The 15077-nt window shown below is 69.3% G+C and carries 18 protein-coding genes; 7 read left to right on the top strand and 11 right to left on the bottom strand.

Going from position 1 to position 15077, the window contains the following annotated elements:
• Nucleotides 1-57: 57 nt before the first annotated feature.
• A complete protein-coding gene (locus tag OHU35_RS28860) occupies nucleotides 58-1023 on the bottom strand; it encodes a zinc-binding dehydrogenase (protein ID WP_189723178.1) in 966 nt (321 codons plus the stop codon).
• Nucleotides 1024-1417: 394 nt separating this feature from the next.
• The gene (locus OHU35_RS28855) at nucleotides 1418-2650 is read right to left on the bottom strand and encodes an NADP-dependent malic enzyme (RefSeq protein WP_189723177.1); all 1233 of its coding nucleotides are present in this window, start codon (nucleotides 2648-2650) and stop codon (nucleotides 1418-1420) included.
• Nucleotides 2651-3303: 653 nt separating this feature from the next.
• On the opposite strand from OHU35_RS28855, the gene OHU35_RS28850 reads away from it, so the two are divergent.
• From OHU35_RS28850 to OHU35_RS28840, 3 genes are read left to right on the top strand one after another with little or no spacing between them, the layout of a single operon-like run.
• Nucleotides 3304-4254 carry an ABC transporter substrate-binding protein gene (locus tag OHU35_RS28850; protein ID WP_189723176.1) on the top strand — a complete coding sequence of 317 codons (951 nt, stop codon included), beginning with the start codon at nucleotides 3304-3306 and terminating at the stop codon, nucleotides 4252-4254.
• Nucleotides 4255-4286: 32 nt separating this feature from the next.
• A complete protein-coding gene (locus OHU35_RS28845) occupies nucleotides 4287-5228 on the top strand; it encodes an amino acid ABC transporter permease (RefSeq protein WP_189723175.1) in 942 nt (313 codons plus the stop codon).
• Nucleotides 5225-5986, top strand: a complete 762-nt coding sequence (locus OHU35_RS28840) for an amino acid ABC transporter ATP-binding protein (protein ID WP_308400979.1) — start codon at nucleotides 5225-5227, stop codon at nucleotides 5984-5986. Before OHU35_RS28845 ends, OHU35_RS28840 begins: the two co-directional genes overlap by 4 nt.
• A gap of 64 nt (nucleotides 5987-6050) precedes the next feature.
• Here OHU35_RS28840 and OHU35_RS28835 read toward each other — a convergent pair whose 3' ends face one another.
• A complete protein-coding gene (locus OHU35_RS28835) occupies nucleotides 6051-6821 on the bottom strand; it encodes a class I SAM-dependent methyltransferase (RefSeq protein WP_189723174.1) in 771 nt (256 codons plus the stop codon).
• 89 nt (nucleotides 6822-6910) lie between these two features.
• Here OHU35_RS28835 and OHU35_RS28830 point away from each other — a divergent pair, with 89 nt between their 5' ends.
• Nucleotides 6911-7558, top strand: a complete 648-nt coding sequence (locus OHU35_RS28830; protein ID WP_189723173.1) for an ABATE domain-containing protein — start codon at nucleotides 6911-6913, stop codon at nucleotides 7556-7558.
• On the opposite strand, the gene sodX is transcribed toward OHU35_RS28830, so the two are convergent.
• On the bottom strand, nucleotides 7444-7875 hold the full coding sequence (gene sodX / locus OHU35_RS28825; RefSeq protein WP_189723172.1) for a nickel-type superoxide dismutase maturation protease: 432 nt from the start codon (nucleotides 7873-7875) through the stop codon (nucleotides 7444-7446). The genes OHU35_RS28830 and sodX overlap by 115 nt on opposite strands.
• 145 nt (nucleotides 7876-8020) lie before the next feature.
• Between sodX and sodN the strand changes: the two genes are divergently transcribed.
• Both sodN and OHU35_RS28815 read left to right on the top strand, forming a co-directional pair.
• Entirely contained in the window at nucleotides 8021-8416 is a 396-nt protein-coding gene (sodN, locus tag OHU35_RS28820; RefSeq protein ID WP_030928916.1) for a superoxide dismutase, Ni, read from the top strand.
• Between the two features lie 882 nt (nucleotides 8417-9298).
• Complete coding sequence (locus OHU35_RS28815; RefSeq protein WP_189723171.1) at nucleotides 9299-9856, top strand: hypothetical protein; 558 nt, start codon at nucleotides 9299-9301, stop codon at nucleotides 9854-9856.
• A 31-nt stretch (nucleotides 9857-9887) separates the two neighbouring features.
• Here the strand turns inward: OHU35_RS28815 and OHU35_RS28810 are convergent, their stop codons facing one another.
• Nucleotides 9888-10130 (bottom strand): hypothetical protein, encoded by a 243-nt coding sequence (locus OHU35_RS28810; RefSeq protein WP_189723170.1) that lies wholly within the window; start codon nucleotides 10128-10130, stop codon nucleotides 9888-9890.
• Nucleotides 10131-10157: 27 nt separating this feature from the next.
• The gene (locus OHU35_RS28805) at nucleotides 10158-11312 is read right to left on the bottom strand and encodes an inorganic phosphate transporter (RefSeq protein WP_189723169.1); all 1155 of its coding nucleotides are present in this window, start codon (nucleotides 11310-11312) and stop codon (nucleotides 10158-10160) included.
• 104 nt (nucleotides 11313-11416) lie between these two features.
• On the opposite strand from OHU35_RS28805, the gene OHU35_RS28800 reads away from it, so the two are divergent.
• Complete coding sequence (locus OHU35_RS28800; RefSeq protein WP_189723168.1) at nucleotides 11417-12151, top strand: VOC family protein; 735 nt, start codon at nucleotides 11417-11419, stop codon at nucleotides 12149-12151.
• Here the strand turns inward: OHU35_RS28800 and OHU35_RS28795 are convergent.
• From OHU35_RS28795 to OHU35_RS28775, 5 genes are all read right to left on the bottom strand, one after another.
• Nucleotides 12148-12384, bottom strand: coding sequence for a hypothetical protein (locus OHU35_RS28795; RefSeq protein ID WP_031104627.1), 237 nt, complete (start codon nucleotides 12382-12384; stop codon nucleotides 12148-12150). The genes OHU35_RS28800 and OHU35_RS28795 overlap by 4 nt on opposite strands.
• Nucleotides 12385-12394: 10 nt before the next feature.
• Entirely contained in the window at nucleotides 12395-13615 is a 1221-nt protein-coding gene (locus tag OHU35_RS28790) for an RNA polymerase sigma factor (RefSeq protein ID WP_189723167.1), read from the bottom strand.
• 34 nt (nucleotides 13616-13649) lie between these two features.
• A complete protein-coding gene (locus OHU35_RS28785; RefSeq protein ID WP_189723166.1) occupies nucleotides 13650-14063 on the bottom strand; it encodes a YciI family protein in 414 nt (137 codons plus the stop codon).
• A gap of 84 nt (nucleotides 14064-14147) precedes the next feature.
• Nucleotides 14148-14441, bottom strand: coding sequence for an LITAF-like zinc ribbon domain-containing protein (locus OHU35_RS28780; protein WP_229872875.1), 294 nt, complete (start codon nucleotides 14439-14441; stop codon nucleotides 14148-14150).
• A gap of 26 nt (nucleotides 14442-14467) precedes the next feature.
• Nucleotides 14468-15052, bottom strand: a complete 585-nt coding sequence (locus OHU35_RS28775; protein WP_405507366.1) for a dihydrofolate reductase family protein — start codon at nucleotides 15050-15052, stop codon at nucleotides 14468-14470.
• Between the last annotated feature and the right edge of the window lie 25 nt (nucleotides 15053-15077).

Below are 15077 nucleotides of genomic sequence, written 5' to 3'. Positions count from 1 at the left end.
CCCGGACCGACCGCCGACGTCACGCAGGGGGGCACCTCAGGGACACCCCGGAACACCTCAGGAATTCGTCAGCACGAGCTTCCCGAACTGCTCACCCGAAGCCAGCCGTTCGAAGCCCTCACGCGCACGGTCCATGGGCAGCACCTCGTCGATCACGGGCCGCACACCGGTGGCGGCACAGAACGCGAGCAGATCCTCCAGCTCGTCCTTGGTCCCCATCGTGGAACCGACGACCTTGAGCTCGAGGAAGAAGATCCGGGTCAGTTCGGCGTGCGAGGGCCGGTCACCACTCGTCGCACCCGAAATCACCAGCGTGCCTCCGGGCTTCAGCGACTTCACGGAGTGCGACCACGTCGCGGCCCCGACGGTCTCGATCACGGCGTCGACCCGCTGCGGCAGCCGCGCCCCGGACTCCACGGCCTCCACGGCCCCCAGCTCCACGGCCCGCTTCCGCTTGGCCTCGTCCCGGCTGGTCGCGAAGACCCGCAGCCCGGCCGCCTTCCCCAGCACGATGGCGGCCGTGGCGACACCACCGCCGGCCCCCTGCACCAGCACGGAGTCGCCGGGCCGGACACCCGCGTTGGTGAACAGCATCCGATACGCGGTCAGCCACGCGGTCGGCAGACAAGCAGCCTCCTCGAAGGAGAGCTCCTTGGGCTTGGGCAGGATGTTCCAGGTCGGCACGGCGACCTGCTCCGCGAACGTGCCCTGATACCGCTCGGTGAGGATGGAACGGGGCTCCTTGGGCCCCACCCCATGCCCGGTCTGCCCGATCACGGAGTGCAGGACGACCTCGTTGCCGTCCTCGTCGACACCGGCGGCGTCACAGCCGAGGATCATCGGCAGCTTGTCCTCTGCGAGGCCGACGCCGCGCAGGGACCACAGGTCGTGGTGGTTGAGGGAGGCGGCCTTGACCGTGACGGTACTCCAGCCGGGGCGGGCCTCGGGAGCCGGACGCTCTCCCAACTCCAGGCCGGTCAGCGGCTGGTCGCGGTCGATTCGGGCGGCATAGACAGCGAACATGACCTTGACGATAGGTTCCCCGACCGACCGTTGGAACCACCACCGCGTGTGAGACACACCCTCTTGCCAGGCACTCCACGTTGATGCCGCTGCCGGTGCCCGGTGGGTCCGCAGCTGAGGCGGACGGCGTGCGCCACGACACACCCGCACCCGCGCACGCACGGAAGGGGCCGTGTCGGGGGGTGTCCGCCCGCAGCGGTTGGCGCGTCAACGAACAGCGAGTCGGCGTTCAACCCCATCGCGCCGTTCCGAGGACGGACACCCCCCGACACGGCCCCGACCCACCACCGGCGAAGGGCGCAGACGCGCACCCCCACCACCCAAACAGCCGCACCCACCCCCAGCAAAGGAAATGGCCCCGTCCACACCCGGACGGGGCCACATCACGGCAGCGTCACCGCCGAGCCACACCCTCAGCCCGCGCGGCCGCGGCCACAGCCGCCGTAACCGCCGGAGCCACCCGCTCGTCGAACGGCGACGGGATGACGTAGTCGGCCGCGAGATCGTCCCCGACCACGGACGCCAGCGCCTCGGCCGCCGCCAGCTTCATCCCCTCGGTGATCCGGGAGGCCCGCACCTGCAGCGCCCCCGCGAAGATCCCGGGGAACGCCAGCACGTTGTTGATCTGGTTCGGGAAGTCCGACCGCCCGGTAGCCACCACGGACGCGTACTTGTGCGCGACGTCCGGATGCACCTCAGGATTCGGGTTCGCCATGGCGAACACAAACGCACCCTCGGCCATAGAGGAAACCGCAGCCTCCGGCACCGTCCCACCGGACACCCCGATGAACACATCGGCCCCGTCCAGCGCGGCCTCCAGCGACCCGCTGATCCCCGCCTTGTTCGTGAACCCGGCCAGCTCCTGCTTCACCGCCGTGAGGTCGTCCCGGTCCGCCGACACGACACCCTTGCGGTCGGCCACCGCGACATCCCCGATCCCGGCCTCGACCAGCATCCGCGCGATGGCGACACCGGCCGCCCCCGCCCCGGAGATGACGGCCCGCAGCTCCCCCAACGACCGCTGGCTCAGCCGCGCGGCGTTCCGCAGGGCCGCCAGCGTCACCACCGCCGTACCGTGCTGGTCGTCATGGAAGACCGGAATGTCCAGCCGCTCCTGCAGCTTCCGCTCGATCTCGAAGCACCGGGGCGCCGAGATGTCCTCCAGATTGACCCCGCCGAACGACGGCGCGAGCCGCACCACGGTCTCGACGATCTCGTCGACGTCCGTGCAGTTCAGCGCGATCGGAACCGCGTCCACGCCTCCGAACTGCTTGAACAGAATCGCCTTGCCCTCCATCACCGGGAGGGAGGCCTCGGGCCCGATGTCACCGAGCCCCAGCACGGCCGTACCGTCCGTCACGACGGCGACGACCGACGACTTCCACGTGTAATCGTGGACGAGGTCCGGCTGCTCCGCGATCGCGCTGCACACCTTCGCGACGCCGGGCGTGTACGCCAGGGACAGGTCGTCCTTGTCGCGGACCGGCACCGTGGCCTGCACGGCCATTTTGCCGCCGCGATGCAACGCGAACGCCGGGTCGAAGGAGTCGAGGGGCTCCGCACCGCCCTCGTGACCCGTATGGTCCGTCGTGCTCTCGCTGCGAGGATTGACGATCTCCGCTGCCACTTCGTTTTACCCCTTAAATCTTCATTGGTTTGAGGGTGGCCACTCCTGGTGAGGCGTGGGCGGGCACCGCGTACGGCCATGGTCGTGCTGGGTACGAGTTACGTACGGGCACATACGCGACGGGCGCGCCGCACACGCGCCCTGAGCCCCGGATGAGGGGTGTAAAGACCCTTCTTACCGGACGGACGGCGCCGACGACGAGTCCATAACGCGAAGGTCACATGCACGCGCCCCGACTCTTCGACCAAAATCGGGACAAGGCCTGGACAAACCAGCGGCAACCGCTCAAGCGTCGGCGAAGCCCACGGCCCCCGTACCGAAATCCCGGGATTCGCCGAAGATCTTCCGGCCGGAAGGAAAGATTCCAACAGAAGGTCCGGCCGTGATGTACCGGAGTGGTGCGGTTCGGGGGTCGCCCGTTATCCGATTTTGACATGGATGGCGCCCAGAATGCCGCAGTCCGAATGGCAAGATGCCGTAATCACACGAGGTCGCGACACTCGAAGACGTGTGCTCTCGTCGACCCACGGATCTGCCGGCACCGTCGGCAGTCCACGGCTCCGCCGAATCCATCGGCGGCGCCCCGCCTGCCGAACCCTCGGCGGCGCCCCCGCCCCATCGGCAACTCCACCCATCCGCCGGAGGAACCCACCATGACCGCAAGCTCCACCCGTCGTACGACCGCCGCGCACTCCCGGCTAGCAGCGGTCGGTGCGATCGCGGTCGCAGGCGCGCTGATGCTCACCGGATGCGGTGACCAGACCAAGGACAACGGCTCCAGCGACACGGCGGCCTCGGCCCCGCTCGCCGACAAGCTGCCGAAGTCCGTCCGCGACAAGGGCGTCATCAAGGTCGGTTCCGACATCGCCTACGCCCCGGTCGAGTTCAAGGACAACTCCGGCAAGGTGGTCGGGATCGACCCGGACCTCGCCGCCGCCATGGGCAAGCAGCTCGGGGTCGACTTCCAGTTCGAGAACGGCACCTTCGACACGCTGATCACGGGTCTGCGCTCCAAGCGGTACGACATCGCCATGTCCGCGATGACCGACACCAAGGACCGCCAGGAGGGCATCGACTCCGACACCGGCAAGAAGGTCGGTGAGGGCGTCGACTTCGTGGACTACTTCACCGCCGGTGTCTCGATCTACACCAAGAAGGGCGACGACCAGGGCATCAAGAGCTGGTCCGACCTGTGCGGCAAGAAGATCGTGCTGCAGCGCGGCACGGTCTCCGAGGACCTCGCCAAGGCCGAGTCCAAGAAGTGCCCGGCCGGCAAGAAGATCGCCATCGAGGCCTTCGACAACGACCAGCAGGCCCAGACCCGCCTGCGCGCGGGCGGCGCGGCCGCCGGTTCGTCCGACTTCCCGGTCGCCGCGTACGCGGTGAAGACCTCCGGTGGCGGCAAGGACTTCCAGCTGGTCGGCGAGCAGGTCGAGGCCGCTCCGTACGGCATCGCGGTCGCCAAGAACCAGACGCAGCTGCGGGACGCCCTCAAGGCCGCGCTCGACGCCGTCATCAAGAACGGCGAGTACGAGAAGATCATGAAGAAGTGGGGCGTCACAGACGGCTCCATCGACGCGGCCACCATCAACGGCGGCAAGTGACCGCAGCTCAGCGGCACTGAAAGGCAACACCCGTGACTGTTGACATCGACAAGACGCCGGCCGACACGCCCCCGGCCGGACCGGAGGCCATCAAGGCCATCCCGGTCCGGCACTACGGGCGGTACGTGTCCGCCGTCGTCGCCATCGCCCTGCTGGTCGGGGTCGTCTACGCGTTCTCCCAGGGCAAGATCAACTGGGATGCGATCCCGGACTACTTCTTCGACGACCGCATCCTGGACGGCGTCGGCAAGACGCTCCTGCTGACCGTCCTGTCCATGGTGATCGGCATCGTCGGCGGCGTCCTGCTCGCCGTGATGCGCCTGTCGAAGAACCCGGTGACCTCGTCGATCGCGTGGTTCTACATCTGGTTCTTCCGCGGCACCCCGGTCCTGGTGCAGCTGATCGTCTGGTTCAACCTGGGCCTGGTCTTCGAGTACATCAACCTCGGGCCGTTCTACAAGGACGAGTGGTCGGACTTCATGACCCCGTTCCTGACGGCACTGCTGGGCCTCGGCCTGAACGAGGCCGCGTACATGGCGGAGATCTGCCGGGCCGGTCTGCTCTCGGTCGACGAGGGCCAGACCGAGGCGTCGCACGCGCTGGGCATGAGCCACTCCAAGACGCTGCGCCGGATCGTCATCCCGCAGGCGATGCGCGTGATCGTGCCGCCGACGGGCAACGAGGTCATCAACATGCTGAAGACGACCTCGCTGGTCTCGGTCGTCCAGTACCCCGAGTTGCTCCGAGCGGCTCAGGACATCGGCCAGACCTCCGGCGCCCCCGCCGAGATGCTGTTCCTGGCGGCGGCCTGGTACCTGCTGATGACCTCCATCTTCAGCATCGGCCAGTACTACCTGGAGCGGTACTACGCGCGTGGTTCGAGCCGGTCCCTCCCGGCCACCCCGTTCCAGAAGATCAAGGCGAACGTGCTGTCCCTGTCCAACCGCTCCAAGCCGACGGGAGGCACCGCATGACCGCCATGGTCAAGGCCGAGGGCGTCCACAAGTCCTTCGGCCCCGTAGAGGTTCTCAAGGGCATCGACCTGGAGGTGAAGTCCGGCGAGGTGTTCTGCCTCATCGGCCCCTCCGGCTCCGGCAAGTCGACCTTCCTGAGGTGCATCAACCACCTGGAGAAGATCAACGCCGGCCGCCTGTACGTGGACGGTGACCTGGTCGGCTACCGCCAGAAGGGCGACAAGCTCTACGAGCTGAAGGACAGCGAGGTCGCGGTCAAGCGCCGGGACATCGGCATGGTCTTCCAGCGCTTCAACCTGTTCCCGCACATGACGGCCGTCGAGAACGTCATGGAGGCACCCGTCCAGGTCAAGGGCGTGAGCAGGAGCCAGGCCCGCACGCGCGCCCAGGAGCTCCTGGACCGGGTGGGCCTGGCCGACAAGGCGGGCAACTACCCCTCGCAGCTCTCCGGCGGCCAGCAGCAGCGCGTCGCCATCGCCCGGGCCCTCGCCATGGACCCGAAGCTGATGCTGTTCGACGAGCCGACCTCGGCGCTCGACCCGGAGCTGGTCGGTGACGTCCTGGACGTCATGCGCGACCTCGCCGAGTCGGGTATGACGATGATCGTCGTCACCCACGAGATGGGCTTCGCCCGCGAGGTGGGCGACAGCCTGGTCTTCATGGACGACGGTGTGGTGGTCGAATCCGGTCACCCGCGCGAGGTGCTGACGAACCCGCGGCACGAGCGGACGAAGTCGTTCCTGTCCAAGGTGCTCTGAGGTACGAACACCGAGGGGGCGGTACGGAACTCCGTACCGCCCCCTTCGCGCGCTCCGCGCCCGGTTACCTCAGGGCGAGCAGCAGGGTGTCCGAGGGCGAGCACCACACCGGCCTGGCCTCGCCGAACCCCTTCTCGCGCAGTACACGCGCGTGCCACGCCGCCGAGGGCATGTCGCCGTCGGCGTGTTCGCCGTAGATCTCGTAGCGCCGGGCCGTGGGCCCCGCGAGGACCGGGTCCTCGGCGGCGAGCTGCCACCATGCGGACCAGTCGAGGATGCCGTCCCGCTTGGCCTGATCCATACGGGCGTGCCGCTGGTCCCGCTCGGCGGCGTTGATCCGGGGCGTCGACTCGTCGATCATGTGATCCGCGTTCATGAAGACACCGCCGTCGCGGACGAGTCCCGCGACCTGGCCGTAGAGGTCCGCGAGGGGTTCCCGGTGCAGCCAGTGCAGGGCCGTCGCGGTCAGGACGGCGTCGTACGAGTCGTACGGCAGCTTCGCCGGCCAGTCGGGGTCCTTGAGGTCGGCGGTGACGAGGCCGACCCGGTCGTCGCCCGCGAAGGTGCCCTCGGCGATGGCGAGGAGCGCCGGGTCGAGGTCGACGCCGGTGCTGGTGGCCTCGGGGAACCGGGCGAGCAGCCGGGCGGTGATGCTGCCCGTGCCGCAGGCGAGGTCGAGCACGCGCGGGGCGGTGCCCACCAGGGCCTCGACCATGTCGAGCATGATCCCGAACCGCTGTTCGCGGTCGGGCAGGTACCACTCCTGCTGCCGGTCCCAGCTCTCCTGCCAGGCACGCCAGTCGGTGGTGGCCGTAGTGGTGTCGGAGTCCGTCATCGAGCCCCTCCCTCGTAATACCCTGGAAGCACCATCAGCTGTTACCAGTGCGCGCTCACGACAATAAAGCCCCTCCGTAAGGACTACAAGTGGAACTGGCCTATTACTCGGACTATGCCGTGCGTCTCGTCAACACCGAGGAACCGGCCCGGGGCAAGGACACGCTGACGTCGGTCGAGGCCGTCCGCGACCTGTTCGGCGCGAGCCAGTCGGCGGCCCGCCGCGCCACCGACTCGGACGTGACGCGCTTCCGCTCGATCCGGGCCCGGCTGCGCGCGGTCTTCGAGGCGGCCGACACGGGCGACGAGACCCTGGCCGTCGACCTGCTGAACTCCCTCCTCCTGGAGTTCCCCGTGAGCCCGCAGATCTCCGGGCACGACTTCCGCGACGACGACGGCCGGCCTCTGTGGCACATGCACCTGGCGGACCACCCGTCGAACGCCACCGCGGGCTACGCGGCGATCGCGGCGATGGGCCTTGCGTTCCACCTGACCGAGTACGGCGTGGACCGGCTCGGCCTGTGCGAGGCCGCGCCCTGCCGCAACGCCTACCTGGACACCTCCACGAACCGCTCCCGGCGCTACTGCTCCGACCGCTGCGCGACCCGCGCCAACGTGGCGGCCTACCGCGCCCGCAAGCGCCGCGAAGCCGATCTGCCGGAGAAGACGGGCCTGGCGGCCGACAGCACCCAGCCGAGCAGCGCCCACGGCGAACGCCCGGCGCCGCGCGGCCGGTAGCGGAACCGGACCCGCCCCAGCACCAGGTCGTCCGGCACGACGCCGTAGTCGGTGCTGTCACCACCGGCGTACGCGTTGTCCCCGAGCACCCACCAGCCGCCCTCGCGCCGCTGGGCGACCCGCTTCACGACGAGCAGGTCCTGCTGGAAGGGATGCCTCAGTACGACGACGTCACCGGGCTTGACCCGGGCCCCGTAGTGCACCAGGAGCCGGTCCCCGTGGTACAGCGTGGGCACCATGGACGGCCCGGTCACCTCGGCGACGCCGAAGAGCGCGGCCGACCTCCCCCGCTCGGACTCCTGCGACAGCTCCGGCATCACCCGGCACCTCCCCGGTTCTTCCTCCACCAGTCTCAGTCTCACCCCGGACTTTTGTCCTAAGCCCATGGGGGCACCCGCGAAAACCCGTCCCCCACGGAGTAATGTCCCCTGTGAGAAGACGATCACGAGGAAGGAATGCTCCATGCTTTCCCGCCTGTTTGCCCCCAAGGTCAAGGTCAGTGCGCACTGCGACCTGCCCTGCGGTGTGTACGACCCTGCCCAGGCCCGCATCGAGGCGGAGTCGGTCAAGGCTGTCCAGGAGAAGATGGCCGGTAACGACGACCCGCACTTCCAGGCGCGCGCCACCGTCATCAAGGAGCAGCGCGCGGAGCTCGCGAAGCACCACGTGTCCGTGCTCTGGAGCGACTACTTCAAGCCGCCGCACTTCGAGAAGTACCCGGAGCTGCACCAGCTGGTCAACGACGCCCTCAAGGCCCTCTCGGCCGCCAAGGGCTCGACCGACCCGGCGACCGGCCAGAAGGCTCTGGACTACATCGCCCAGATCGACAAGATCTTCTGGGAGACCAAGAAGGCTTGATCTTCGATCATGCCGTTTGACCTGCGATTCCCTTGGTCGCCTGGTCACCCTGTCCGCACCCGGTCCGCGGGCCGCCGAGCACGGCGTCCCTGACGGTCCGGGTGCGGTCTTTCTTGTACGGCCACAAGTGGGCGTCGCCTGGCAGCTCTTACGCCATGCCGACCGCGTCCGCGCACCTGAACGGGCCGGGCCGGCCCGGGGGAGAAAATCAGCCACCCGAGGTCGACGCGCACACCGGAAACTCGCTCACTTTTCACAACAGTCACATACTGAACCAGCAGATGAGCAGGCAGACCCGTCCGTCTCCGGGCATCATCCACTGTCATGGCACGTTCAAGCCATCCTTCCTCCGCCCCATCTGTCCCTCTTGACCCTCCACTTCGGCCTGTGGCTATGGTGACCTCCGCGAACGCAGCGTGACCAAGCTGCCGGACAGTGCGTCACCCAGTGCCTTGGGGGACGCCGTCGCCATGGGGGGATACATGGGGGAATACATCGTCATGCCTCGGTGCCGGGCTGTGAGCACACGCCTGTTCGGCCTTGCCGGCCCGCCCGCCTTCATGCGGCTCCCCTGACTCCCAGCACGCGCTGGGCTGCCTGGGTTGACGTGCGTAACTCCACTCCCATTTCACCTGTACGGCCGTGTCGACCGGCTGCCTGGTGACGCCGGCGGTCCTTGCCTACCGCCGCTGCCGGAAGGGACACGCGCGTTGAGCGACACCGCTCACCTACTCACCCGCCGTCAGACTCCCGGCCTGGCCGCCGGTCTCACGGCAGGGGCCCTCCCGGCGCACCGGCACCGTTCGTCCCGCAGCGCCGCAGAAAGGCTGCGGCCTACCTCTCAAGCCAGTGAATCCTCGACGAAGGGAACACCTGATTTCCATGCGCACACTCACCCGCGCCATAGCCCCGGCCGCTGCTCTCGTCGCCGTCCTGGCAACCGCTCCACTGGCCTCGGCGGAAGGCCCCGTTCCCACGAGCCACAGCACGGTCGTCCCGGGGACCAGCGTCGAGCTCTCCGAAGCCGGCGTACGCGATGCGCAGACCCGTGCCGTCGCAGCCGAGAATCCGGCAGCGGTCCGTGCCACCGCCTCGCTGTGCGGAAGCGGCTACGAACTGGAGAACGCGGAGCGGCTTCCCGACGCCCGGCGCTTCGGAACTCTGTTCACCTACACCAAGCACACGACCTCCAAGGACGGGGCGTGCGCGGTCTTCGACAACAACCTCGGCACAGCGAAGAAGATGAAGCTCAAGCTGTGCCCGAACCTGACCGACGCGCCGTGCAAGGTGGATGAGGGCACCTTCTCGCAGTACGCGGGGCCGGTGAAGTACGAGACCACCGGCCGCGACTCGGTGGACTGCGCCGAGGTGACGGCCATCATGTGGTCGAGTGGTGTGCCGATCATCGACCGGGTCAAGTCTGTGGCGCCCTGCGACTGATCATGCCAACTCTCAATCCCCGCATCGCAGGTCATCGACCTGGGTGGAGCTGAGGGACGATCAGGTAGATCCCGTACGCCACCACGGCCACGCAGGCCAGGAAGCAGAGGGCGGCCTGGCCGAGGCCTGGGGCGGAGGTGCCGCCCGGGTGTTCCCGGGCGGCCTCCAGCCGGGCGAGCCCGAGGACGCCGAGGGCGAAGACGACGACCACGGCGACGGTGACGCCGATGCTCACCGCGGTGACCTCACCGAGTGCGGTCCAGTTCAGATGCATGTCCGGCTCCCCTTTCTGCAGGTGTTCTCAGGCGGCCGCGCCGACCTTGGCCGGCGGCTCGGTGCGGATGCCGACCTCGTGCGTGTCGTTGACGTTGTTCGCGTGCACCGGGTTGCGGCGCGAGACGAGCACGATGCCCGCGGCGAGGGCCGCGCCGACCACGGCGACGACCGCGGTACCGATGTCACCGCCGTTCTGGACGACGCTCGCGGCCAGGCCGCCGACCAGCGCTGCGGCGGGCAGGGTGACCATCCAGGCGATCGCCATCCGGCCCGCGACGCCCCAGCGGACCTCCGCGAGCCTGCGGCCGAGCCCCGCGCCGAGGATGCTGCCCGAGGCGACCTGGGTGGTGGACAGGGCGAAGCCGAGGTGGGCGGAGGTGAGGATGACGGTGGTGGAGGCGGTCTCGGCGGCGAAGCCCTGCGGCGACTGGATCTCGGTGAGGCCCTTGCCCATCGTGCGGATGATCCGCCAGCCGCCGAGGTACGTGCCGAGGCCGATGGCGAGGCCCGCGGAGGCGATGACCCACAGGGGCGGGCCGGCGTCGTGGCCGAGCGCGCCGGCCGAGATCAGGGTGAGGGTGATGACGCCCATCGTCTTCTGCGCGTCGTTCGTGCCGTGTGCGAGGGAGACCAGCGAGGCGGAGGCGATCTGGCCGATCCGGAAGCCCTTGGTGACGGAGTCCTTGCGGGCGCGGTCGGTGAGCCGGTAGGCGAGGTAGGTGGCGATCAGCGCGGCGACACCGGCCACGAGCGGCGAGGCCACCGCCGGCACGAGCACCTTCTCGACGACCTTGTCGAAGTTGACGCCGTGGCTGCCCGCCCCGACCCACACGGCCCCGATCAGCCCGCCGAACAGGGCGTGCGAGGAGCTCGAGGGCAGCCCCACGAGCCAGGTCAGCAGGTTCCACAGGATCGCCCCGACCAGCCCCGCGAAGATCATCCCCGGGCTGACGAGGGTGTCGTCCACGATGCCGCCCGAGATGGTCTTGGCCACCTCGGTGGAGAGAAAGGCACCGACGACATTGAGGACACCGCTGATCAGGACCGCCGTACGGGGAGCCAGCGCGCCGGTGGCGATGGACGTGGCCATCGCGTTCGCCGTGTCGTGGAATCCGTTGGTGAAGTCGAAGGCGAGCGCTGTGACGATGACGACCGCCACGAGGAACGTGATGTGGTCCATTCCTGAATGCAAACAAGCACAGACCAATACGCGGGGAACGGCGAGGCAAAGGCTGGTCAAGGTTCACGCAGGTGGCCGTGACGGGCCCCTCTACGATCGCGCCCATGAGGATCCGCTGGACATACGCCTTCGCCGACCGGCCGCGCGAGACCTTCGGTACCGTATGTGACTTCTGGACGGCCGTCACGGACACGCGACTTTCCGAACTCCGCGGACCGCGCTCCGAGTTCGTGACCCTGCTCCCCGACGGCGCCGACGCATGCCTGAAAGCCCAGGCGGTGCGGTCGGGGGAAGGCGGGGCGCATCTCGACTTCTGCGTGGACGACGTGGCGCAGTTCGCGGACTCGGCGGTGCGGCTCGGGGCGAGCGTGGTGGCGGATCTCGGGTCGCTCGTCGTGCTGCGGTCGCCCGGCGGGCAGTTGTTCTGCACGGATCCGTGGCGCGGCCAGTCGTCGCGCCCGGGTGTGGTGCGGGGCAGCCGGTTCGACCAGGTGTGCCTGGACGTCCCGCCGTCGTCGTACGACGCCGAAGTCGCCTTCTGGAGCGGCTTGCTGGACGGCTGGGTTTCGCGTCCGGGCGCGCTCCCGGAGTTCCATGTGGTCGAGCCGCCGCCCGGCCTGCCGGTCCGGCTGCTTCTGCAACGCCTCGGCGAGGAACGCCCGGCCTCCGCCCACTTCGACCTCGCTTGCGCGGACGTCGCCGCGACCCGGGTGTGGCACGAGGGACTCGGGGCCGTACGCGTGGCCGACCGCTCCGGCTGGACGGTGATGCGGGACCCGGCGGGCGGCACGTACTGCCTGACGACCCGGGATCCGGAGACGGGCGGGCCGCGCCGCTAGTCGGCCTCCGTGTACGCGTACGCGCACAGGGCCACATCGACGCCCTCGGGCGTCGGACAGGGCGGCAGACTCGGTACCTCGTCGGGTTTCGTCTCTTCCCAGACGTACGGCCCCTGAGGCTCCGTCGAGTCCTGCATCCACAACGTCAGCCCACCCGCGACGACCACGGCGAGCGCCCACACGATGACCGCACAGCGCCACACCCCGCGACGCCCCTCCCCCGTCATGCCCATGCCTCACACGCTAGTTGCTCAAGCGCGCCGCCCGCGCCTGGAGGTAGCGCTGCTCGGGCAGGCTGAGGGTCTGGGCGGCCGCCGACTCGTAGGCGGCCCGGGCGGCTTCGGGCTCGCCCGCGCGTTCGAGGAGATGACCGCGTACGGCGTCCAGGCGGTGGCCTTTCAACGTGCCCGACAAGGCGTCCAGTTCGGTCAGACCGGCACGCGGGCCGTGGACCATGGCGACGGCGACCGCGCGGTTGAGGCGTTCGACCGGGCCGGGGACCAGGCCGACGAGGACGTCGTACAGGCCCAGGATCTCGGCCCAGTCCGTCGCCTCGGGCGAAGGCGCCTCGTCGTGCACGGCCGCGATCGCGGCCCGCAGGGGGTACGGCCCGGGCCCGCCCCGGGACAGGGCCCGGGTGACCAGCGCGACGCCCTCCTCGATGGCGGCCTTGTCCCATCGGTCGCGGTCCTGCTCGTCGAGGGGGATCAGCTCCCCGCCCGGTCCGCTGCGCGCATCACGGCGGGCGTCGGTGAGCAGCATCAGCGCGAGCAGCCCGGCCACCTCGCAGCCGTCGGGGAGCAGCCGGTGGACCGTCCGGGTCAGCCGTACGGCCTCGCCCGCCAGGTCGGGGCGCTGGAGGGCGGTGCCGGAGGTGGCGGTGTAGCCCTCGTTGAAGATCAGGTAGAGGGTCTGCAGAACGGACGGCAGCCGCTGCTCCCAGCTGTCCGGGCGGCCGAAGCGCACACCCCGCACCTTCTGCTTGGCCCGGCTGATGCGCTGCGCCATCGTCGCCTCCGGGACCAGATACGCACGGGCGATCTCCGCCGTGGTCAGGCCGCCGACGGCACGCAGCGTGAGCGCGATCTGGGCGGGCGGTGTGAGGTCCGGATGGCAGCACAGGAAGAGCAGCGAGAGGGTGTCGTCCTCGCGGGGAGCCCGCTCCCCCGGCGGCGGGGCGGTGAAGGCGTCGCGGGGCGTGAGCGCCGCCGCCCGCTCCTCGCGCTGCCGCCGCGCCTCCTCGCTGCGCAGGGCATCGGTCAGCCGCCGCGAGGCCACCTTGATCAGCCAGCCGCGCGGATTGCCGGGCAGGCCCGCCGAGGGCCACTGCCCGGCCGCCGCGAGCAGCGCCTCCTGTACGGCGTCCTCGGCCGCGTCGAAGTGCCCGTACCGTCTGACCAGCGCGCCGAGGACCTGCGGCGCGTTCCGGCGCAGCAGGTCCTCGACCTCGGGTGTGTTCCTCACCGGCGGGTCCGTCGGCGTCGCACGGGCCGGCTCGTCAGATGTCCCCGCTGCCGTCCATGATCGGGCGGATCACGACCGGGTAGTCGGGTGCACCGGCCGGCTGGGGGCAGCGGGAGATGCGGTCGGCGATCTCCGTGACCCGCTCCAGGCTCTCGCACTCCAGGACCCAGTAGCCGGCCAGCAGCTCCTTGGTCTCGCTGTACGGGCCGTCGGTGATCACGGCCTTGCCGTCGTCACCGAGGGTGACATGCCGGGTCTGCGCCGGCTCGGCCAGGCCCTGCCCGTCGACGAACTCGCCGGTCTCGGAGAGATCGTCGTTGATGGCTCCCATGTAGGCGAACATGGCCTGCAGCTCTCGCTCGTTCCAGGCGGGCGAGTCCGCTGACGCCTTGCCGCGCATGGCCTCGTAGTCCGCCTGTGTGCCCTGCACCATGACCAGGTACTTCATCAGTCCGCTCCTTCGGCTCTCACCACCCTGCCGGGCGGCTCTCACAGGGGACGTCGGAGCCGGGCCGGGATTCTCGACACGAGCTCAGGAGTTTTCCGGGACGGTTTCACCGGGGGCCGTTTCGGCGGGGGTCGTCGCGGGTGGGGCGGTGTCATCGGCCGACCGGGGGTCCGCGTCGGGCCGGGTTTCCCCGGCAGGCCGCGTGTCCTCGCCGGCGGGGCCACTGTCAGCGCCTTCCGCGTCGTAGGCCCCGCACTCGGGGTTGTGGCAGGGGCCCGCCACCCACAGGGGGACCCACGTGCCCAGCGTCTTGTGGCGCCGGACGACTGTTTCCACTGGCTGTCCGCAGGACGGACAGACGTGTTCGTCTCTGCCCATGTCCTCAGAGTAGGACGGTCGGGGGCTCAGCGCTTCCTGCTGTACGAGCGCACCAGCACGCCGTTGCCGAACGTACGCACGGACTCCAGGGTGAACTCCGAGATCGCGAACCCGGCCCCGAACATGGGCATCCCCGAGCCGTACACCAGCGGATAGGTCTTGATGACGAGCTCGTCGATCTCGTCGAGCAGTTCGCCCGCGACCTTCGAGCCGCCGCACAGGTAGATGCCGAACTCGCTGTCCTCGGCCTTCAGTTCGCGGACCTTGCCGACCAGGTCGTCCGCGATGATCTCGACGTTCGGGTCGGGCGACTCCTTCAGCGTGCCGGAGGCGACGTACTCGCGCAGGTGGGCGTAGGGACTGGTGTTGCCCTCCTTCAGGGCTACGTCGTAACTGCCGCGGCCTTGGATGACGGTGTCGAACCGCTTGTTCGGCAGTTCGTCGAGGCCGAGGGCCCGGCGGCCCAGGGTCGGCAGGGTCTCCGGATACTCCGTCTTCAGGAAGGCGAAGAACTCCTCGTCGACGAAGGGGAACATCGACGACGCGTCGCCGCCCGGGTCCCCGATGAAGCCGTCGACGGAGCAGGCGATGAAGTACGTGAGCTTTCGCAAGCCGGTCTCTTTCCGTAGGCTGTCG

Origin of the sequence: Streptomyces purpurascens, assembly GCF_045040895.1 — a bacterium.
Classification (GTDB): domain Bacteria; phylum Actinomycetota; class Actinomycetes; order Streptomycetales; family Streptomycetaceae; genus Streptomyces; species Streptomyces purpurascens.
Note: the sequence above shows the minus strand (reverse complement) of the source record. Positions and strands in the feature narration are given on the sequence as shown.